This window comes from Desulfovibrio piger ATCC 29098, from assembly GCF_000156375.1.
Lineage (GTDB): Bacteria > Desulfobacterota > Desulfovibrionia > Desulfovibrionales > Desulfovibrionaceae > Desulfovibrio > Desulfovibrio piger.
Genome location: NZ_DS996354.1, coordinates 107,424 through 127,865, shown reverse-complemented (window position 1 = coordinate 127,865; position 20,442 = coordinate 107,424). Strand labels below are relative to the sequence as shown.

Genomic DNA, 20,442 nt, shown 5'->3' with positions numbered 1-20,442 from the left:
TTGGAAATGAAAATGAATTTTTATTCCACAACAAAGGACGGACTGCATGACCATTCATTCCACATTCGGCAAGCTGGCCTTCTCTCTTGCCCTGGCAGGGACATTCCTTTTCCCCGGCCTTGATGCCCGGGCCACGGATACTGCCACCGACACTTTGAATTTTGTCAATTACCGGGATGTCCGTGATCTCAATCCCCATCTGTATGCCGGTGAGATGTACGCGCAGGAAATGATCTTCGAGACCCTGGTGGACATCACGGCCGACGGTTACAAGCCCTGCCTGGCCGAAAGCTGGGACATCTCGCCCGACGGCAAGGTCTACACCTTCCACATCCGCAAGGGCGTGACCTTCACTGACGGGACCCCGTGCGATGCTTTTGCCATCAAGGCAAACTTCGACGCCATCCTGGAAAACCGTGCCCGTCATACCTGGCTGGAGATGATGCATCTGCTGGAAAAGGTGGATGCCCCTGATGCCCATACCTTCCGCATCTTCATGAAAGCCCCTTACTGGCCCATGCTCACGGAACTGGGCGTGACCCGTCCCTTTGCCATCATCTCGCCCAAGGCCATGAAGAACGGTTCCACCAAGAACGGCGTGACGGCTTATGTAGGAACCGGGCCCTACAAGCTGACCAAGGTCGTCACGGACGAATACGCCGTGTTCGAGGCCAACGAGAACTACTGGGGCGAACAGCCCAAGATCAAGCGTGTAGTGGTCAAGGTCATCCCTGACAACCAGACGCGTATCCTGGCTTTGGAAAAAGGCGAGATTGACCTGATCTGGGGCAAGAACATGCTGGATGCCGATGCCCTGAACAAATACAGGGACAGCAAGGACTTTGGCGTTGCCCTTTCCGCCCCCACCTCCACCCGGCATATCGTCCTCAACGGCCAGAATCCCGTACTTGCCGACATCCATGTCCGCAAGGCCCTGCAGCATGCCACCAACCGTGTCGCCATCGCCAAGGGGGTGTTCCACAATACCGAGCTTCCCGCGGATACGCTGTATGCCCGCAGTGTCCCCTATTGCGACATCGATCTGAAACCCTACGAGTATGACATGGCCAAGGCCGCCAGGATCCTGGACGAAGCCGGCTGGAAACCAGGCTCCGACGGCATTCGCCAGAAGGACGGCAAGCGCATGGAGCTGGGGCTGCTTTACAACAGCAACAGCGTGACGGAAAAGACCATCGCTGAATACCTGCAGCATGAATACGGCAAGCTCGGCATCAGGGTGAGCCTGCGCGGCGAGGAAGAACAGTCCTATCGCGACAACATGAAGAACGGCCTGTTCGATATGATCTTCAACATCTGCTGGGGCATGCCCTACGACCCGCAGTCTTCCATGGCCGCCATGCGCCAGCGCGTCTACGGTGATTATGCCGCCCAGCTTTCCCTGCCCGACAAGGCCCAGATCGATGCGGCCATCACGGAGATCATGTCCTCCACCGATCCGGTCCGCAGGCAGGAGCTTTTCACTTTTGCCCTGACCCATCTGCATGAGGATGCCATCTACATCCCCCTGACCTACGAGACCAACAAGGCGCTCTTCACCAAGCGCCTCAAGGGGGTGGGCTTCAACCAGACCCAGTACGAAGTGCCGTTCACCAGAATGTACTTTGAAGGGAAATAGCGGGACGGAAGTCCCCGCAGGGAAGGGCTATCCCGCCACAGGCTGGCCCTTCCCTGTCTTTCCCCCCGGATCGCCTCATGAAAAACTACATCATCATGCGCCTGCTGGCCACCGTGCCCCTGCTGCTGGGCATATCCTTCCTGTGCTTCGTCTTTATCAACCTTATCCCTTCCGATCCTGCCGAGGTGGCCCTGCGCATCCGCCAGACCCCCATCATTACGGAAGAACTCATCGCCCAGACCCGTGCTGAACTGGGTCTGGATCAGCCCTTTCTGGTACGCTATGCCCACTGGCTCTGGGATTGCCTGCACTTCGACCTGGGCGTGAGCTACACCAACCCTGCGCGGACGGTGCTTGGCGAGATAGGCCGCTGTCTGCCGGCCACCCTGGAACTGGCCGGGCTTTCGCTGGTCTACGTTATCGTGCTCAGCCTGCCCATCGGCTTCCTGAGCGCCGTCTACAAGGACACATGGTTCGACCGCATCATGCGCGGCGTGGTCTTTGCCACCACGGCCATGCCCGTTTACTGGGTAGGCCTGCTGCTTATCTGGATCGTCAGCATCAAGCTGGACCTGCTGCCCACCAGCGGCTACGGGGGATTTTCCAGCCTTATCCTGCCGGCCTTCACCGTGGCACTGAGCTACATCTCCACCTATATCCGCCTGATCCGCAACAACATGCTGGAAAACATGCGCGAGGATTATGTGCTCTATGCCCAGGCCCGCGGCCTGAAGCAGCGCAGCATCCTCGTACGCCATATCCTGAAGAACTCCCTGCAATCCTGCGTGACCGCCATCGGCATGAGCATCCCCCAGCTCATCGCCGGCACCATCGTGGTGGAGAACGTATTCGCCTGGCCGGGTGTGGGGCGTCTGTGCATCGCCTCCATCTTCAATCGCGACTACCCGGTCATCCAGGCCTATGTGCTGCTGGTAGGCGTGCTTTTCGTCTTTTTCAATCTGTTCTTCGACATCCTGCAGTATGTGGCCGACCCGCGCCTGCGCGAAAGGAAAGCGTAAATGTTGCAACAACTTTTCAAGAATCCCATGGCCCTGCTGTGCATGGGGATCGTCCTGGTCACGGCCCTGCTGGGCATCTTTGCCCCGTGGGTGGCGCCCAACGATCCCTATGCCAACGACATCCTCAACAAATTCGACAGCCCCTCCTGGCAATATCCCCTGGGCACGGACCATCTGGGGCGCTGCGTGTTCTCGCGCATGCTCTTCGGCATACGGCCCACGCTCTTTCTTTCTCTGCTGACCATGCTGGGCACCATCGGGCTGGGCGTGATCATGGGCATCACCGCAGGCTACTTCCGCGGCACGGTGGACGAAGTCATCATGCGTGTGGTGGACGTCATGCTCTCCTTCCCCAGCCAGATCATCATCCTGGCCGTGGTCGCCCTGCTGGGGGTGGACATCCGTAATGTGGTCATTGCCAGCATCTTTATCAAATGGGCCTGGTACGCCCGCATGATCCGCACTGCGACCATCAAGTATACGGGCATGAACTTCGTGCTTTTCTCCCGCAGCATCGGTTCCGGGAACTTCTATATCCTCACACGGCACATGCTTCCCTGCATCGCCGCAGAACTGGCCGTACTGGCCTCGCTGGATACAGGATGGGCCATCCTCAACATCTCTACACTCTCCTTCCTCGGGCTGGGCGTCCAGGCCCCTGTGCCCGAATGGGGCGCCATGCTCAATGAAGCCAAGAACGTCATGGTCTCCAACCCCGAGCAGATGATCGTCCCCGGTATCGCTGTGGTGGTGCTGGTAGGGGCCTTCAACATGCTGGGCGACTGCCTGCGCGACGCCCTCGATCCCAAGGCGGTGCGCCAATGAACGATATCCTCACCGTCAGGGATCTGTCCGTCCACTTCCGTCAGGGGAAGCGTCTGGTGCAGCTGGTGGACCGGGTCTCCTTTTCCGTGGCCAGGGGAGAATGCCTGGGCATCCTGGGAGAATCGGGCAGCGGCAAGAGCATGACCTGCAAGGCCCTGCTGGGCCTGCTGGACGACAACTTCCAGGTCACCGGCAGCTCCCGCTTTGAAGGCAGGCCCCTGCTGAGCCAGACACCGGAACAGCTGCGCCGCCTGCGGGGCGGCAAGATCAGCATGGTCCTGCAAAATCCCATGTCCTGCTTCGATCCCCTGTACCGCATCGGGGAGCAGATGGCCGAGACACTGCAGGAGCACACCGCCCTGAAAGGCAGGCCCCTGCAAAAAAGGATGGGGGACATACTCCGCCTGATGCGCATCCACGACCCGGCGGACGTGTTGCGCAAGTACCCGCACCAGCTCTCGGGCGGCATGTTGCAGCGCGTCATGATCGGGCTGGCCATCTGCATGCAGCCTTCGCTGATCATCGCCGACGAGCCAACGACAGCCATCGACTCCATCAGCCAGTATGCCATCATGCAGGAATTCCTGCGCATCAAGCAGCGCGGGGAAGTCTCCATGATCTTCATCTCGCATGACCTTGGCGTGCTGTCGCTCATCGCTGACAGGCTTATCGTCATGCATGACGGCAAGGCGGTGGAAAGCGGTACGGCACAAGAGATCTTCGACAACGCCACGGACACCTACACCCGACACCTCATCAAACAGCACAGGGCCGTCATGCACCGCTTCCTGGATGCGCTGCATGCTCCTGTCCCCGGAAGGATACCTGCATGAACACCCTGCTCCACGCAGACGACATCCACGTCTCATTCAAAAAGGAAAACCAGAAAAGCCTGTTCGGCCGGGAACGGCAGCAGGTCTTACGCGGCATCTCCCTGAGCCTCCGCGAGGGGGAATGCCTGGGCATCATCGGTGAGTCCGGCAGCGGCAAGAGCACTCTGGGGCGTGTGCTTTCCGGGCTGCTAAAACCGGAGCGGGGCACAGTGCGCATCAACGGGCTGGATCTGTATGCCAGACGCTCCGCCCGCGAGGCTGCCGCCCTGCACCACAGCCTTTCCGTCGTCTTTCAGGACTATACCTCTTCGGCCAATCCCCGTTTCAGGGTGGAACATATCATCGGGGAGTCCTTGCGGGCCCTGGAACGCAGTACGGGCCAGCGCATGGACCGCCGCACCCGAATCTGCGAGCTTCTGGAGCAGGTGGGCCTGCCGGCCGCGTTCATCTCCCGTTATCCCCATGAACTGAGCGGCGGTCAGTTGCAGCGCGTATGCATCGCCCGTGCCCTGGCCATCCGGCCGCGCATCATCCTTTTGGACGAGGCCATCAGCTCGCTGGACGCTTCCACCCAGGTGCAGATCATGGATCTGCTCATCGAGCTGCGCCGGGATCTGGGGCTTTCCTACCTGTTCATCACCCACGACCTGACCAGCATCACCTACCTGTGTGACCGGGTCGTTTTTATCGACGCCGGCACCATCGTGGAACAGGTGGACGATATCCGGTGCATCACCATGATCCGTAACGATTATGCCCGCAACCTGCTGGGATCCGTCATGGGCATCGGTGTGGAGCACGGCAGCGGGGCTTCCCGCACCGGGCAGGATCGTTACGCGGCCATTGCCTGAGAAGGATAGATTCATGCCCCCGGTTCCTACCCAGGCGGCCGCCCTGACCGCCCCCTCCCGCAGGGAATATGCAGCCATGCTGCTGCCCTTCATCCTCTCCACGGTGACGCAGCCGCTCATCGGCGCCGTGGATACGGCTGTCATGGGACGCCTTTCCGCCCCTTCCTATATCGCGGGAGTGGCCGTAGGTGCCGTCATCTTCAATACCCTGTATTGGCTGCTGGGTTTCCTGCGCGTGGGCTCCACGGGGTTCAGCGCGCAGGCCCTGGCCACAGGAGATACGGAGGCCGCCTGGAAGGCATTCCTTTTGCCGGGCATCATGGCCCTGCTGCTGGGCACTCTCATCCTGTTGTGCCGGGATGCCATCTTTTCCGGCGCCATGTTCCTGTTGCGCCTTGATCCGGCTGCCAGAGAAGTAGCCGGGATCTATTACGATATCCTGATCTGGACGGCTCCCCTCACGCTGCTGAACTACGCCATACTGGGCTGGCTCATGGGGCAAGCCCGCATCAGGGCCTCCCTGCTCATGCAGATAGGCGGCAATGCGGTCAACATGCTGCTCGACTTGCTTTTCGTAAGCCTGTTCGGCTGGGGAGTTTCAGGCGTGGCCGCAGCATCCGTACTGGCCTGCCTGTTCGCCACTATCACCGGACTGGTCGCCATGCGGGATTCCTTGCCTCCCCTCCCTGCCCCGCTCCCCAATCTCGTCCGCGTGGGGGAAATGCTGCGCATGGCACGGGTCAACGGCAATCTGTTCCTGCGTACGGTCTGCCTGCTGACCCAGACCAACATCTTCATGATCACCACGGCATCTTTCGGGACCCTGACCATCTCGGCCAATGCCGTCATCCTCCAGATCATGCTGATCTTCTCCTATGTTTTCGAGGGGATCGCCAATACATCGAGCGTATTTGCCGGAAAGGCCGCCGGACAGAGCTGTGCCGCCATTCTGGAAAGGACACGGCGCCTTACTCTGCACTGCTCCCTGGCGGCCCTGCTGGGCATGACCCTGATCTACGCCCTGGGGCACACGCCTTTGCTGCGCCTGTTCACCGATTTGCCGGAAGTCCTGGCCGCTGCGGAACGGTATGCGGACTGGGGCATATGCTTCCCGGCATGCGCGGCCCTGGGCCTGACCTATTATGGCCTGTTCACGGGCAGCAGCCTGACCCGCCCGGTCTTTCTCTCCACCCTGCAGGCCCTCGTGGCTTTTGGTCTGGCCTGGCTGGCTTTTGTCCCCCTTTGGGGCAACCACGGCCTGTGGGGCGCATACCTGATCTTTTATGCCGGCAGGTCGTTCTTCCTGCTGCGCTACTGGCCCCGGCTGCGTGACGCGCCTTCCTTCAGGCATGACAGCGCGGCCCTTTGCTGAACCTTATCCTGACAGAGACGTACATGAACTTTCATCAAGCTTCGCGGGCGGAAGCCGCCCCAGGACAAAAAACGATCGCCCTGCTCCGTGACCGTGACCTCTCCCTGCCCGTGACCACCATACACGGCAACAGACCCGGGCCGCGCGTGCTGCTTACCGCCGGCATACACGGATGCGAATATTGCAGCATACAGGCAGCCATAGAGCTGGCGTCAGAACTGGACCAGGACGCCGTGGCCGGACGGCTGACCATCGTCCACCTGGCCAACGCTTCGGGGTTCAGCGAACGACTGTCCGAGATCGTGGCGGAAGACGGCAAGAACCTGAACCGGGTCTTTCCAGGCCGGGATGACGGCAGCCAGGCCGAACGTCTGGCCCACCTCATCACCAGCCTGCAGGACGACGCCGATTTCTATGCCGACATGCACGGCGGTGACCTGCACGAGAGTATGCATCCCTTCGTTTTCATCCCCGGTGTGGCCGAGGAGCAGGTCACAGACAGGGCACGCCAGGCTGCGCAAGTCCTGGATGTGGACGTGCGCGTCCTCTCTTCGGCCACCACAGGGGCCTATAACTCCGCCGCTCTGCGCGGCGTGCCGTCCCTGCTCATCGAACGGGGCGGCAACGGCGTCTGGTCCCGGGCCGAAGTGGATGCCTACAAGCGGGACATCCGGGCACTGCTGGCCCATCTGCAGCTGTTGCCGCCCCTGGCAGAATCGCCGCACCGGGAACAGCGCGAGATCCGCGATGCCGTCTACCTGACGGCGAAGGATCAGGGGTGCTGGTACCCGGAAGTCACTCCCGGGGCTCCTGTCAGCCAGGGAGAGATACTGGGGACCGTACGTGACATCTTTGGGCGTGCCATCGACTGCTACCGGGCCGAAAAAGACGGCATCGTCCTGTACATGACGGTCTCTCTGGCCGTGAAGGCCGGTACGCCCCTGGTGGCTTACGGCTAGTCCAGGAGCTTCCGGCCTGTGCCGGAACGTCCGTTTTTCCGGGCTTGCCCCGGCGAAGCGGCAGCGCGCCATGCCCATTGCCCTGCTTGCGGCACGAAAAAAATATCGCTGCCGGGCGTCTTCCTGCAGGCCATCCTTTCTCCACCCCAGCATCCCCTTTCGGCAAGCACATCATGGAACTGCGCCAACTTGAACATTTTGTCACCACAGCCGATTTCGGCAGTACACGACGGGCCGCCGAGACCCTGTATACCTCGCAATCCAGCGTGAGCAAAAATATCAGCATGCTGGAAGAAGAGCTGGGGGTCACGCTGTTCACCCGCTCCAACCGCGGTGTTTCCCTGACAGAGGCAGGCAGGGAATTTTACGACCAGGCCCGCACCATCCTGCAGAACGTCCGCCTTATGAAGCAGATGGGACGGCAGAAGAAATACAAAAAAATCAACATATCCTGCTATCCGTCCACCATGATCTCGCGGCTTTTCTGCTTTTTGTACAACGCCATAAACCACAATGAATACAAGATGTCATTTCTGGAAGGGACGGTGGAGGACATCGTAGACAATGTCTATACCGGCATTTCCGACATCGGCATCGTCTACTTTTCCAAAGACCAGCGAAAATGTTTCTCCCATGTCCTTGCCCACAAGGACATCGAATTCATCGAGATCTCGCAGCATGAGCCCTGCATCTACGTAGGGCCACAAAACCCTCTGTATGACCGGGAAAGCATCCGCTTCTCCGATCTTGATGGCAACAACTTCATCCAGCCTGTTAATGACTTTTTTTCCATAGAGCATCACCTGGACAGGATCAGTGTCGGCATGGCCAAAGCGGCAAATTTCAAAAGCCTCTTCTCCACTAACAGCGACAATCAGATCATCGAGATGCTGCTACACACGGATATATGCAGTTTCGGCATCCGTTTGATGAACGATTCTTTCAGGAAATATGCCATACGGGACATCCCCATAGACGGCTGCGGGAAATGCCTTTCCTTCGGCTATATCAAGAAAAGGAACACGACTCTTTCCATGGAATATGAAACATTTCTTAATCTTGTCAGAAAATATCTCTGCGATCCCCAAAACAAAAAAACAGCACCGTAAACCTACTGTCAAAGGAGTGATACACATGAAAAAACATCTGGCCATCCTTTTCCTTGCGGCCGGCATGCTCCTGGGGGGATCCCAGCAGGGCCAGGCCGTGGACTTCAAGGCCAAGGGCGTATGGATCAATATGCTCGAATACGGCGGAGGGGGGAACTTCGTCAAAAATGACCGTAACGGCCGTCACGTGACCGGCTGGGGACGCTGGGGGGAGGACGAATTCGAAGCCAAGACGCGTGTCCGCTTGCAACTGGAGGCCATCGCTTCGGAAAGCCTTTCGGGGACGGTCTATTTTGAGATCGGCGCCGCCACCTGGGGCCGCGCCGCCAAAGGCGGCGCTCTGGGGGCCGACGGCAACATCGTCAAGATAAAGCACAGCTATCTGGACTGGGTCGTCCCCGGCACGGCCATCAAGACCCGGATGGGCATCCAGCGCATCTTCCTGCCGGACTATGCTTCCGAGGCTTCGCAGGTCTTCGATGCCGACGTGGCAGGGATCAATGTCTCCGCCCCTCTCGGCGACCATGCCGCCGTGACGGCGTTCTGGGCGCGGCCGTTCAATGATAACTGGAGCGGCGGGACAAACGGGACGAACCGTTATCTGGACAACGTGGACGTGTTCGGCCTGCTGCTGCCCCTGACCTTCGAAGGGGTGCGCCTGACCCCCTGGGCCATGCTGGGCATGGTGGGCAGCAATGCCTTCCGCTCCGGCGATGATTACTATGGCAGCGGCTACGGTTCAGGCATAGGGCCTTCGTGGTATGCCCTGCCTGCCCACAAGGCCAATGGTACCTCGGCCTATGCATACGGAACGGCATTCTGGGCAGGCCTGACCGGCGAGATCACGGCTGCCGATCCCTTCCGGCTGGCCTGGAGCGCCAACTACGGCGCCTTCAATTCCGGTGAAGAAGCTCTGGACCGCAGCGGCTGGTATGCCTCGCTGCTGGCCGAATACAAGCTGGACTGGGGCACGCCCGGTATCTATGCTTGGTACAGCAGCGGCGATGACGACAACCCGAGGAACGGGTCTGAACGCTTGCCGTCCTTCGACTACAATAACGAATGCACCAGCGGCTTTTCCGGCTTCGGAACGCTCGGGACCTGGACCATCGGCCGCGATGCCGTGCTGGGGTACACCCTGGCCGGCACATGGGGCTTTGGTGCGCGTATCCGTGACCTGAGCTTCATCGACAAGCTTAGTCACACCATCCGCATCAATTTCTATAACGGAACAAACGCCCCCCGGATGGCCCGCTACATCAAAGGAGAGCTGGACGTCCCCGGCCATGCAGGCCGCAGCCTGTACGGTACGGCTTCGGACTTCAATAATGTCAACACCAATGGCGGCATCTACCTGACGCAACGGGACTACGCCGCTGAATTCGGCATCATGAGTTCCTACCAGATCTATGACAACCTGCGCCTGCTGGTAGAAGCCAATTATATAGCCCTCTGGCTGGACCAGTCGTCCGATGTCTGGGGAGGTTTCAGCAAGGGTGGCAGCTGGCACCGCGCCAACAGCATCGAAGATGCCTGGAACGTCAACATGAGCTTCATCTACAAGTTCTAGTTTTCGGGAAGCGCGGGCCGTCCCTGTTTGCCGCCGCCATCGGACTGGCCCGCCTCAAAGGGCCCCTTCCTGTCGCAGGCGCGCCGCCTTTTGGGGCAGTTGCCTGCGGCAGTCCATCTTGCTGGTGCCCCCCCCACAGCCGGGCATAACCTGCGGCACTGCTGCGCAGGGCGATATACAGCAGCCCCTGCAGGGGAGCAGGCAGAAGGTGCAGCAGCACATCGCGGCAGCCCTCCCGCAAGCGCAGGGAAAGCTGCTGCTCCAGTACCTGACAAACTATCCTGTCATTGTCGGTCATATGCTTACCTCCGCATATGCCGACACTCTGGCTCCCTTCACCCGTCAGGATGATGTCGGACAGCCGACATTCTCCTGACAGTCAGAGGCACGGGACATCACCGGAGCAGGCCCGGCCGGACAGGCTTCAGGCCGACATGGGGCAGTAGCGTTCCGCCCCAAGGATATGCGCCGCCCCGGCGCAGGAGGTGCCGAAGAACAGCACCGGCTTGCCGATATCCAGAAAGTTGACGAACGAGCCGTTGCAAAGCGTGCTGCCCGTACACAGCACCAGTTCGGCCCAGTCCCGCACCACGTCCTGATAGGCCGCCATGCCGTCTTCCACCAGCACGCCGGAACGCACCGTCCCCACGATCTCGGGATTGAGATCCAGCACCCGCACGCTGAATTCCCTGGACAGCCGAGCCAGCAGCGCAGGCTGGAACCCCACCAGTGCGATACGCGGCGTGCCGAAGCGTTCCCGGACGAGGGCCGCATACCGCTCCGCACACAGCTCCGGCCCGTCGTCACGGCAATGGATCGTATTGCCGATCTCGCCCACGGCGCGCAGGACGGCATTGAGCGTGGCCACCAGCATCCCGCCTGCCTGGGGATCCTGCGCCGTGTCCAGTGCCAGCACATCGGCCAGCGAGCCTTCGAAATCCACCGGTGCACTGGTGAAGGCCTGCCCCAGAGCCTCGCCGAAACGGGCCTGGAGCATGACTTCCCTGCCATTGAGGATGGGATAGTCCGTGCGCGCGGTCCGGCCTATGGCCTCTTCCGGGGTAAGACCGCGACTTTTCAGGCTGATACTACACGCATCCAGATGGTGCCGTGCGATGGCATCACGCAACGCCTCCTTGAGCCGGGCGTACAGGGCTTCTTCCGTCATCATGGTCCATACCTCCCAATGGTAACGGGCGTCTTTATTCCTGAAAGACACCCCCAAAGAACTCACCGGCATCATGCCAACAGCCGGCGTGGCTGTCTGCCGTCCGGCATTTTTGACGGGCACACGTCCACACACCGGCCCCCGCAGCCATACAGCGAACGGCCATCCTCCGGGCATCCTCACCGGTACGACCGAAGAAAAAAGCGTGCCGGAATGATGAGTTCCGCCGCTGCCGCCTGCCTGTCCCCGCAGGAAGATCTCCGGCACGTCCCCTGCCCCACCATGAAAAAGGCTGCCCCTTGCGGGACAGCCCTCAAATACGCTTCGGCTTCAGGCACGCGGGACGCGCCCAGATTGCAGATTGCGTTCCTGCAGGCGCTTGCGGGCCCGCAGACTGACCCGGACGAGCCACGACACCAGGACCACGACAGCGATGCCCACATCAGCCAGCAGGACGCGCGACGCATTGAAATGCTGTTCAAAGCCCCACAGGGTGGCCCTGTCCCAGGCCGGATGGTAGATGAACCAGCCCAGGCCCATGGCCAGGCCAAGGGCCGCGAAGGCGAGGACCAGCCAATGTGCCGGGATGGCTTCTTCCCAGAAGAAGGAAGAGCGATAGAAGCGGCGTCGGGACAGCCAGACCGTTATCAGCACCACCAGGGCTGCACCGGCGGCCAGGAAGGAAAGCCCCTTGAGCAAGGCCCCTGCGATGCCCAGCAGCAACAGGACCACCGCCATCCAGAAGGCACGGTTCTGGCGCCGTTCCAGCCCATAGGCCACAAAGAGCAGCAACGCCCCGGAAAGCGCACAGACCAGATGTCCCCCCATGAGCAGGGACCGGGGAAGGAAATCATCAAGCTGCGCCACCACGGCGGGCAGCGTCGGCAACATGGCGGAGACCAGCAGGATGCAGCCGCCCACGAAGGTGGTGTAGGCTGCGATGGAGTGGGAAAGCACCGAAAGCCACCGGCCCGCTTCCCGCAGGGTATTGCGGCTCTGCCGGGCTTCGTACACGGCCAGCAGGGCCGCGGCGGCAAGCAAAGGCAGGATGAAATAGATCAGACGGAACAGCAGCACCGCGGCAAAAACGGCCTGCTCGCGCGGAGTATGCGTCAGATGCAGGATGACCAGCTCGAAAACCCCCACGCCACCGGGAACATGGGTCAGCACCACGGCCACCTGCGCCATGAGGTAGCTGGGCAGGAAGTCGATGAAGCCGATGCCCAGATCATCGGGCAGCAGCACGTACATGCAGGCGGCAGCGGCGATCAGGTCCACCCCCGCCACGACCATCTGGGCCACGGCGATGCGGGGGATGGGGAAGACGAATTCCTTGCCGAAGATATGCACCGGCTTGCGGATGGTGAAGCACAGCACCAGATAGGAAAGGGCGATGGCCAGCAGGATGCCTCCCAGGAAGCGCACGTCCTGGATGGGCATCTTGGCCAGCAGCTCGTCCGGGATCACGGGCGGTGCCAGCAGGAAGACCACGCCACACAGGCCCAGGGCGCCGACCCAGAAGGTGACGGCCAGCATGAGCACGAGGCGGACGATCTCCACCAGGGAGAATCCCCAGGCCGAATAAAAACGGTAACGGACGCTCGTACCGCCCAGCAGGGCTCCAAAATTGTAGCTGACGGCCTGCCCTACCAGGGAAACGAGCCCCACGCGCGGCAGGGGCAGGGATTTGTGGATGGCCTTCAGGGCGAGCCAGTCATAGCCCACCAGGATGATGTAGTTGACGATCATCAGGCCGATGGAAAAACAGATACTGCCTGTGGAGACCTGCTGGATGCTTTCTCTGATCTGGGCGATGCTGTAAGCTTTGAGTTTATGGTACAGAAGATATATGGCCAGCACGAAAAGTGCCGTTATGAGTACGGGCCCCAGGTAACGCAAGTATTTTTTCATGGCGTTCCGGCAAGGTAAGAAGTTGTTCAAATTATCTTCACCATATACGCAGCTGCCTCCCGGTGCAAGCCTCAACATGCCCGGCGGCAGCCCGGCAGACGGGTGGACCGTCTCTCCTGCGGGGCTTGACCAATACTGGAGCAACGGCTATAGTCCAAATAACGAATGCAATTTTCACGCGCTCCGCTGCCCGCGCAGCGGACGCTTTTTTTTCATCTGACGAACAGAGGTGTATCATGGCCGTGACCAATATCCCCATTTCCAAGCAGGGCTACAAGCGTCTGGAAGAAGAGCTGGCCCGCCTGAAGAGCGAACGCCCCGCCATCATCCAGGCCATCAAGGAGGCCCGTGAAGAAGGCGACCTGCGCGAAAACGCCGGTTATGATGCCGCCCGCGAACGCCAGGGCATGGCGGAAGCGCGCATCAAGTACATCGAGTCCCGCATGGCCCTCTACCAGGTGATCGACCTGGACAAGCTGAGCGGTGACAAGGTCATCTTCGGCTCCACCGTGGAAGTGGAAGACGTGGATACCGAAGAAAGCCGCACCTACACCATCCTCGGTCCCGATGAAGCCGAACCCGCCAAGGGTTCCATCTCCTTCCTCTCCCCTGTGGGCCAGGCCCTGCTGGGCAAGGAAGTGGGCGACGAAGTGAGCGTGGACATCCCGCGCGGCCGCGTCACCTACGAGATCGTGGACATCACCTTCCGCGGCTCCAGCATCTTCGACTAACCGTTGGCACCGGAACACGACCAAGCCCTGCTGCATCCCTGCACAGGGCTTTTTTTCGGCTTCTCTCCCGCGGTCGTCCCTCTTCCCACAGGGAACTTGGCAGCTCCGGCCCCGCGTGCTATCCTCGCCCAGACCTATTCTGCCGCTTAAAGGTTCCCCGCATGCCCAACATGTTGCCGCGCCTCCTGTACATCCTTGCCGCACTGGCCTGGTTCCTGCTGCTCCGCCCCAACCCCGTCACCATCGTCATGGCCGGGTGTTTTGCCTGTCTCACGTTGCCCGTCTACCGGCGCATGCGCTGCACGATCCGGCACTGGCGCAAGCGTCTGCGTCTGCGCCATCCCGGCAGGCTGGGGCATATCGTGATATCCTGCTCCCATCGTCTGCCGCTGTACGGCTATATCGTCATGATCTTCTCGGCTGTGGTCATCCCCATCAGCACCCTGGTGCTGCTGGTGTCGCCCCAGGTGGCCGGTGGTCTGGCCAGGTTGCGGGAACTCCAGGCCAACAACTTCCAGCTGCCCCCGGAATGGGTCATGCGTTTCCAGGAGCTGCGCCACAGCCTGGCGGACTATCCCAAAGTGGACAAGATGATCTCGGAGTTCCTCAGCAACCTTGATGCCATGCTGGCCGATACCATGGGCCTGCTCATCAACCGCAGCGTGGACGTGCTGGGCGGCACCATGACCGTCCTCTGGACCCTGTTTCTCTTCGTGACGCTCACGGTCATCTTTGCCGCCTACGCGAGCCGCATCAATCTGATCACGGCCCGCATATTCCATATCCCGGCCACCATGCTGCGCCGTTTCGTCCTGGCCATCCGCCGGGCCCTGCAGGGCGTCATGCTGGGCATCGTCCTGGTGGCCATCGCCCAGGGGGTCCTGTGCGGCATCGGCTTTGCCGTGGCGGGCATCAAGCAGCCCGCCTTCTGGGGGCTGCTGGCCACGGTCGTGGCTCCCATCCCCTTCGTGGGCACGGCGCTTGTCTGGGGCCCGCTCTGTCTTTCCCTCTGGTTCTCGGGTGCCACCATGCCCGCCGTGGGGCTGGCCCTTTGGGGCACGCTGGCCGTGACCAGCGTGGACAACATCCTGCGGCCCCTTTTTCTGCAACAGGGCATCAATGCCCCCTTCTTCGTGCTGATCATCGCCATTCTCTGCGGTCTCGGCAGCTTTGGTCCCATGGGGCTCATCATCGGTCCCGTGCTGCTGGCCATCGCCATGCAGGCTGTGGAAGAAGCCCATCAAACCTACCACCATACGGCCTGAAGCTCATGTTCCACTCCCCCACCATCCCGGGGCGCTGGCTGTGCGTCCTGCTCCTCGTCCTTGCCATGCTCTCGCTGCCTGCCGGTGCCGATGCGGCCCGCAGGGCCCGTGCCGCCGTCATGATCAACCTGAGCAACGGCAAGGTGCTGTACGAGCACAACCCCAATCTTTCCATCCCGCCCGCCTCCCTGACCAAGGTCATGACCATGTATGTGGTCATGGACCGCATCAAGCTGGGCCGGCTGAAACGCAACACCAGTATCCGCGTCCATCCCACGGCGCGGGTGGGCGGTTCCAGCATGCGCCTGCGCCCCCGCCAGAAAGTCACGGTGGACCAGCTCCTCACCGGCATGGCGGTGGCTTCGGGCAATGACGCCGCCATGGCCATATCCCAGCACATCAGCGGCAACAGCCGCAATTTCACCCACCTTATGAACCACAAGGCGCGCCAGCTGGGCATGACCCGAACGGTCTTCAAGAATCCTACGGGCCTGCCCGCGGCAGGTCAGCGCACCACGGCCCGCGACATGGCCACCCTGGCCCGCGCCTATCTGCGCAGCCATCCGCAGGCCATGCGCTATCACAGCCTGCGGTCCTTCCGCTTCAACGGCCGTACCCTGGGAGCCACCAACACCATGCTGGGCATCCCCGGTGTCGATGGCCTGAAAACGGGCTGGACCGTGGCCTCCGGCTACAACATCATCGTCACGGCACGCCGCGGCAAGACCCGCCTGCTGGTGGTGGTCATGGGCGGCAGGAGCCGTGCCGCCCGCGATATGGTCGCCCACAGCCTCATCGAGGCCGGGTTCAAGGCGCCGGCATCGCCCCAGCAGGTACGCAAACGCATGCGAGGCGTCCTTTAGCGCGACACGTCTTGACCTCGGCACCTTCACGTCGTATGTTTTTCAAATCAATGGCCTGAAAGGCTCAACATTCAAGGGAGGCCCCCATGTTCGGCATCGGCATGCAGGAACTGTTACTTATTTTGATCGTAGTGCTGCTCATCTTTGGCGCCAACAAACTGCCGGAGATCGGTGGCGGGCTGGGACGGGCCATCCGAAATTTCCGCCGGGCCTCGTCCGAGCCTGACGAGATCGACATCACCCCCGGCAAGGACAAAAAGCCCACCTCGGGCGACGATGCTCCCAAAGCGTAGAGGATCCTGCCATGAAAGCTGAACAACTTTCCGTTTTTCTGGAAAACCGCGCCGGCCGTCTGGCCGAAGTGACCCATACGCTGGCTGAGGCCGGCGTCAACATCCGCGCTCTTTCCCTGGCTGATACCTCCGATTTCGGTATCCTGCGCCTCATCGTTGATGACCAGGAAAAAGCCAAGTCCGTTCTCAAGGAACACAGCTTCACCCTGGGCCGCACCAGCGTGGTCGCCGTGCAGGTGCCCGATACCCCCGGCGGTCTGGACAGCGTGCTGCAGTTCGTCTCGCAGCATGGCATCAATGTGGAATACATGTATGCCTTCATCACCCGTGAGGCTGACTGTGCCATCATGATCTTCCGTTTCGACAAGACCGACCAGGCCGTGGATCTGCTCAAGGCCAACGGCTTCACCGTCCTGCCGCCGGACCAGCTGTTCGGCAACAAAGACTAGCCTATCTTGCAGATAGCCATTCCGGGCCCCGCTCACGCGGGGCCTTTCTTTTTTCAGCCCGCAATCATCCTGTCCCTTCTTCCGCATTTCCGGGCCTTCCGTCTTCCCGACGGCTCCGGTGTCCCCCGCCGCAGCGCACGGCCTGCGGCCTCGTCGGCTTCGCAACTGATTCCCTGTTTTTTCCCTTTTCCCGCCACGCGATCTTTTCCGGCGGCCACCACCGCACGACCAAGGCGAGCACAGGTCCATAAAAGTTTTTTATTTTTATAACATATTAATATAATTTATTTTTATACTAAAAAACAACTTTTCTGCAAAAAAAATTCCTTTTTGCCCCTTTTCAAGCGCAAAGAGTGTCTTATCTACTATCCCGTTGCGGGACCGCAGCAATGGTTTACGGCGGTCATGACGCGATAATTTCAGCTCCGCCCCGCGGACGCTGTGCATGCCACCCAAGCGTGGCCATAAAAATTTTTGGAGGATCTGACACCATGAAACTGCAGCCCCTGAACGATCGTGTACTGGTCAAGCGCCTGGAAACCGAAGAAAAGACCGCCGGCGGTCTGTACATCCCCGACACCGCCAAGGAAAAGCCCTGCAAGGGTCAGGTGATCGCTACCGGTCCCGGCAAGGTCCTGGAAAACGGCACCCGCGTTGAACTGGCCGTCAAGAAGGGTGATCAGGTGCTCTTCAACAAGTACGCCGGCACCGAAGTCAAGCTGGACGGCATCGACCATCTGGTGATGCGCGAAGAAGACATCCTCGCCATCCTGACCGACTAACGCACACGCGCCGGTCATACACACTCTCCGCTTTTCGATTATTCCCAGGAGGAAAATATAATGTCCGCTAAAGAAGTTCTCTTCGACGTGAAAGCCCGCGAAAAACTGGCGCGTGGTGTTGATAAGCTGGCCAATGCCGTGAAGGTGACCCTCGGCCCCAAGGGTCGTAACGTTGCCATCGAAAAGTCCTTCGGCGCTCCCGTCATCACCAAGGACGGCGTGACCGTTGCCAAGGAAATCGAACTGGACGACAAGTTCGAGAACATGGGCGCCCAGCTGGTGAAGGAAGTCGCCTCCAAGACCTCCGACGCCGCCGGTGACGGTACCACCACCGCCACCATCCTGGCCCAGGCCATCTACCACGAAGGCGTGAAGCTGGTTGCTGCCGGCCGCAATCCCATGGCCATCAAGCGCGGTATCGACAAGGGCGTGGAAGCCCTGATCGGCGAACTGGCCAACCTGGCCAAGCCTACCCGCGACCAGAAGGAAATCGCCCAGATCGGCACCATCTCTGCCAACTCCGACGCCACCATCGGCAACATCATCGCCGAAGCCATGGCCAAGGTGGGCAAGGAAGGCGTGATCACCGTTGAAGAAGCCAAGGGCCTGGAAACCACCATGGACGTGGTGGAAGGCATGCGCTTCGACCGCGGCTATCTCTCTCCCTACTTCGTGACCAACGCGGAGAAGATGGAATGCGAGATGGACAACCCCTACATCCTGTGCACTGAGAAGAAGATCTCCAGCATGAAGGACATGCTGCCCGTGCTCGAGCAGGTCGCCAAGGTCAATCGTCCTCTGGTGATCCTGGCCGAAGACGTGGAAGGCGAAGCCCTGGCTACCCTGGTGGTCAACAAGCTGCGTGGCGCCCTGCAGGTCGTGGCCATCAAGGCCCCCGGCTTCGGCGATCGCCGCAAGGCCATGCTGCAGGATATCGCCATCCTGACCGGCGGCCAGGTGGCTTCTGACGACACCGGCACCAAGCTGGAAAACATGACCCTCAACGACCTGGGTACCGCCAAGCGCGTGGTGGTCAAGAAGGAAGACACCACCATCGTTGACGGCGCCGGCAAGGCCGACGAAATCAAGGCCCGCGTGAAGCAGATCCGCGCCCAGGTGGAAGAATCCACCTCCGATTACGACCGCGAAAAGCTGCAGGAACGCCTGGCCAAGCTGGTGGGCGGCGTGGCCGTGGTCCATGTGGGTGCCGCTACCGAAGTGGAAATGAAGGAAAAGAAGGACCGCGTGGAAGACGCCCTGAACGCTACCCGCGCTGCCGTGGAAGAAGGCATCGTGCCTGGCGGCGGTACCGCTCTGATCCGCGTGTCCAAGGTGCTCGACAGCATCAAGCCCGCTGATGACGACGAACTGGCCGGCGTGAACATCATCCGCAACGCCATCGAAGCTCCTCTGCGCCAGATCGCCCACAACGCCGGCTTTGAAGGCTCCATCGTTGTGGAAAAGGTCCGCCAGGGCAAGGACGGCTTCGGCTTCAACGCCGCTACCGGCGAATACGAAGACCTCATCAAGGCCGGCGTCATCGACCCCAAGAAGGTGACCCGTACCGCCCTGCTGAACGCCGCTTCCGTGGCCTCCCTGCTGCTGACCACCGAATGCGCCATCTCCGAAAAGCCCGAACCCAAGAAGGACGCTCCTGCCATGCCTGACGGCATGGGTGGCATGGGCGGCATGGGCGGCATGTACTAAGCCGCCGCGAAGCCCCCGCTTCCGACTGAATAAAAAAGGCCCCGCTTCCGGTGGGGCCTTTTTTTGTTATCTGGCGGCTGCCTACCAAGATGTTGGAGCAATAGTATTCTAACTCCCGAACGGTACGGTAGCAGGACGACTCTTTCCTGCTCGCCGCATGTCATTTCCGGGATGATCGGCTGCCTCGGCCGATCCCTAAAAAATATCCTCCGTTCCCAAGATTCCCGTATCCCGCGCCTGAAAAGGCTCTTCGGGGCGAAGTGCAAAAGGGGTCTCTCTTCTTTCCTCAAAAGATCAAGGATGCTCCACGAACCTCCACAGGGGAACATCACCGACGACATGCCGATGAAACGGAGCACACAAACTTTTCACATCCTCTCGCTGCCGGAAAGCAGATACAAAAAAAGCGGTCAGCCTTTTACAGCTAACCGCTTGTTTTTGTTGTGGTGCGCCCGAAGAGATTCGAACTCCTGGCCTACAGGTTCGTAGCCTGTTGCTCTATCCAGCTGAGCTACGAGCGCGTCGTGAGGGTGTTCTTATAGAAATGCGGACCGCTTGTCAACAATCTTGGGGAGAGAAAACGAATTTTTTTGAAAGGCTGCTTCGCGGCGCAGTTTCCGGGCGTCATCTTGTGGGACCGCCCTATCCTCGAAAACTTGCTAAAAAAGCATTCCATCCCATACGCGGATATCGACAGGATGCTGGCAGAGCCCCGACTGGTCTTCTAAAAAAGGAGAGCCTCCCACCTATTTCCATAACAACGATACCGCCCCACCTGAAAACATCAGACGGGGCGGTTTTCTTGTGGTTACAGAAAGCCCGATCTATTGGGCAGCGGGCGTACCGCGCAGGCAGCGCAGCAGAGCATCATAACTGCCGATACCGTTCAGGCCGCTGGACATGGCCACACACTGGCGGAAAGCCGCCGTAGCTGCGGTCTCAGCAGCAGTACACTGCTGCATAATGTCCGCATTGCCCTGCGAGAGCTGAGTACAGTAGTTGGCCGTGTCATAGCCCAGCAGATTCGCCACAGGCGAGGCAGGCGCAGCCGCAGCAGGGGCAGAGGCCACAGCGGCCTGCCCGCCAGCGGCGGGCGCGG

At 60.5% G+C, this 20,442-nt stretch carries 19 protein-coding genes and 1 tRNA gene; 16 read left to right on the top strand and 4 right to left on the bottom strand.

Translation table 11 applies throughout. From position 1 onward, the window contains the following. Window positions 1–46: 46 nt before the first annotated feature. The 9 genes from nikA (at window position 47) to DESPIG_RS02610 (ending at window position 10,174) form a co-directional block, all read left to right on the top strand. Complete coding sequence (nikA, locus tag DESPIG_RS02650; RefSeq protein ID WP_006004726.1) at window positions 47–1,636, top strand: nickel ABC transporter substrate-binding protein; 1,590 nt, start codon at window positions 47–49, stop codon at window positions 1,634–1,636. A gap of 77 nt (window positions 1,637–1,713) precedes the next feature. Next, window positions 1,714–2,655: a nickel/cobalt ABC transporter permease gene (gene opp1B / locus DESPIG_RS02645; RefSeq protein WP_006004724.1), complete on the top strand. Its 942-nt coding sequence runs from the start codon at window positions 1,714–1,716 to the stop codon at window positions 2,653–2,655. After that, window positions 2,656–3,480, top strand: coding sequence for a nickel/cobalt ABC transporter permease (gene opp1C / locus DESPIG_RS02640; protein WP_006004722.1), 825 nt, complete (start codon window positions 2,656–2,658; stop codon window positions 3,478–3,480). Then, on the top strand, window positions 3,477–4,313 hold the full coding sequence (locus DESPIG_RS02635) for an ABC transporter ATP-binding protein (protein ID WP_006004720.1): 837 nt from the start codon (window positions 3,477–3,479) through the stop codon (window positions 4,311–4,313). Before opp1C ends, DESPIG_RS02635 begins: the two co-directional genes overlap by 4 nt. Then, window positions 4,310–5,164, top strand: coding sequence for an ABC transporter ATP-binding protein (locus tag DESPIG_RS02630; RefSeq protein ID WP_006004718.1), 855 nt, complete (start codon window positions 4,310–4,312; stop codon window positions 5,162–5,164). The genes DESPIG_RS02635 and DESPIG_RS02630 overlap by 4 nt, the downstream gene beginning before the upstream one ends. Window positions 5,165–5,177: 13 nt before the next feature. Then, window positions 5,178–6,536, top strand: a complete 1,359-nt coding sequence (locus tag DESPIG_RS02625; protein ID WP_006004716.1) for an MATE family efflux transporter — start codon at window positions 5,178–5,180, stop codon at window positions 6,534–6,536. A 23-nt stretch (window positions 6,537–6,559) separates the two neighbouring features. Then, a complete protein-coding gene (locus DESPIG_RS02620) occupies window positions 6,560–7,495 on the top strand; it encodes a M14 family metallopeptidase (protein WP_081446800.1) in 936 nt (311 codons plus the stop codon). Between the two features lie 44 nt (window positions 7,496–7,539). Then, complete coding sequence (locus DESPIG_RS02615; RefSeq protein ID WP_147589147.1) at window positions 7,540–8,604, top strand: LysR family transcriptional regulator; 1,065 nt, start codon at window positions 7,540–7,542, stop codon at window positions 8,602–8,604. A 25-nt stretch (window positions 8,605–8,629) separates the two neighbouring features. Beyond that, window positions 8,630–10,174 carry an outer membrane homotrimeric porin gene (locus tag DESPIG_RS02610; RefSeq protein ID WP_006004710.1) on the top strand — a complete coding sequence of 515 codons (1,545 nt, stop codon included), beginning with the start codon at window positions 8,630–8,632 and terminating at the stop codon, window positions 10,172–10,174. A 424-nt stretch (window positions 10,175–10,598) separates the two neighbouring features. On the opposite strand, the gene DESPIG_RS02600 is transcribed toward DESPIG_RS02610, so the two are convergent. Next, a complete protein-coding gene (locus DESPIG_RS02600) occupies window positions 10,599–11,345 on the bottom strand; it encodes a Rossmann-like domain-containing protein (protein WP_211204909.1) in 747 nt (248 codons plus the stop codon). Between the two features lie 327 nt (window positions 11,346–11,672). Then, the gene (locus tag DESPIG_RS02595; protein WP_006004702.1) at window positions 11,673–13,253 is read right to left on the bottom strand and encodes a putative bifunctional lysylphosphatidylglycerol flippase/synthetase; all 1,581 of its coding nucleotides are present in this window, start codon (window positions 13,251–13,253) and stop codon (window positions 11,673–11,675) included. Between the two features lie 242 nt (window positions 13,254–13,495). Between DESPIG_RS02595 and greA the strand changes: the two genes are divergently transcribed. From greA to groL, 7 genes are all read left to right on the top strand, one after another. Continuing rightward, window positions 13,496–13,984, top strand: coding sequence for a transcription elongation factor GreA (greA, locus tag DESPIG_RS02590; protein ID WP_040369181.1), 489 nt, complete (start codon window positions 13,496–13,498; stop codon window positions 13,982–13,984). A gap of 161 nt (window positions 13,985–14,145) precedes the next feature. Further along, the gene (locus DESPIG_RS02585; RefSeq protein ID WP_006004696.1) at window positions 14,146–15,249 is read left to right on the top strand and encodes an AI-2E family transporter; all 1,104 of its coding nucleotides are present in this window, start codon (window positions 14,146–14,148) and stop codon (window positions 15,247–15,249) included. 5 nt (window positions 15,250–15,254) lie between these two features. After that, the gene (locus DESPIG_RS02580) at window positions 15,255–16,112 is read left to right on the top strand and encodes a D-alanyl-D-alanine carboxypeptidase family protein (protein ID WP_006004694.1); all 858 of its coding nucleotides are present in this window, start codon (window positions 15,255–15,257) and stop codon (window positions 16,110–16,112) included. Window positions 16,113–16,198: 86 nt separating this feature from the next. Continuing rightward, window positions 16,199–16,405, top strand: coding sequence for a twin-arginine translocase TatA/TatE family subunit (locus DESPIG_RS02575; RefSeq protein WP_006004692.1), 207 nt, complete (start codon window positions 16,199–16,201; stop codon window positions 16,403–16,405). Between the two features lie 11 nt (window positions 16,406–16,416). Next, window positions 16,417–16,854 (top strand): ACT domain-containing protein, encoded by a 438-nt coding sequence (locus DESPIG_RS02570; protein WP_006004690.1) that lies wholly within the window; start codon window positions 16,417–16,419, stop codon window positions 16,852–16,854. A 491-nt stretch (window positions 16,855–17,345) separates the two neighbouring features. After that, complete coding sequence (gene groES / locus DESPIG_RS02565) at window positions 17,346–17,636, top strand: co-chaperone GroES (RefSeq protein ID WP_006004684.1); 291 nt, start codon at window positions 17,346–17,348, stop codon at window positions 17,634–17,636. Between the two features lie 60 nt (window positions 17,637–17,696). Then, entirely contained in the window at window positions 17,697–19,343 is a 1,647-nt protein-coding gene (groL, locus tag DESPIG_RS02560) for a chaperonin GroEL (protein ID WP_006004682.1), read from the top strand. 444 nt (window positions 19,344–19,787) lie between these two features. On the opposite strand, the gene DESPIG_RS02555 is transcribed toward groL, so the two are convergent. Both DESPIG_RS02555 and DESPIG_RS02550 read right to left on the bottom strand, forming a co-directional pair. After that, a tRNA-Arg gene (locus DESPIG_RS02555) sits at window positions 19,788–19,864 on the bottom strand. Window positions 19,865–20,167: 303 nt separating this feature from the next. Then, window positions 20,168–20,442, bottom strand: a 275-nt coding sequence (locus tag DESPIG_RS02550; RefSeq protein ID WP_006004678.1) for a hypothetical protein, incomplete at its 5' end; no start/stop codon positions are given.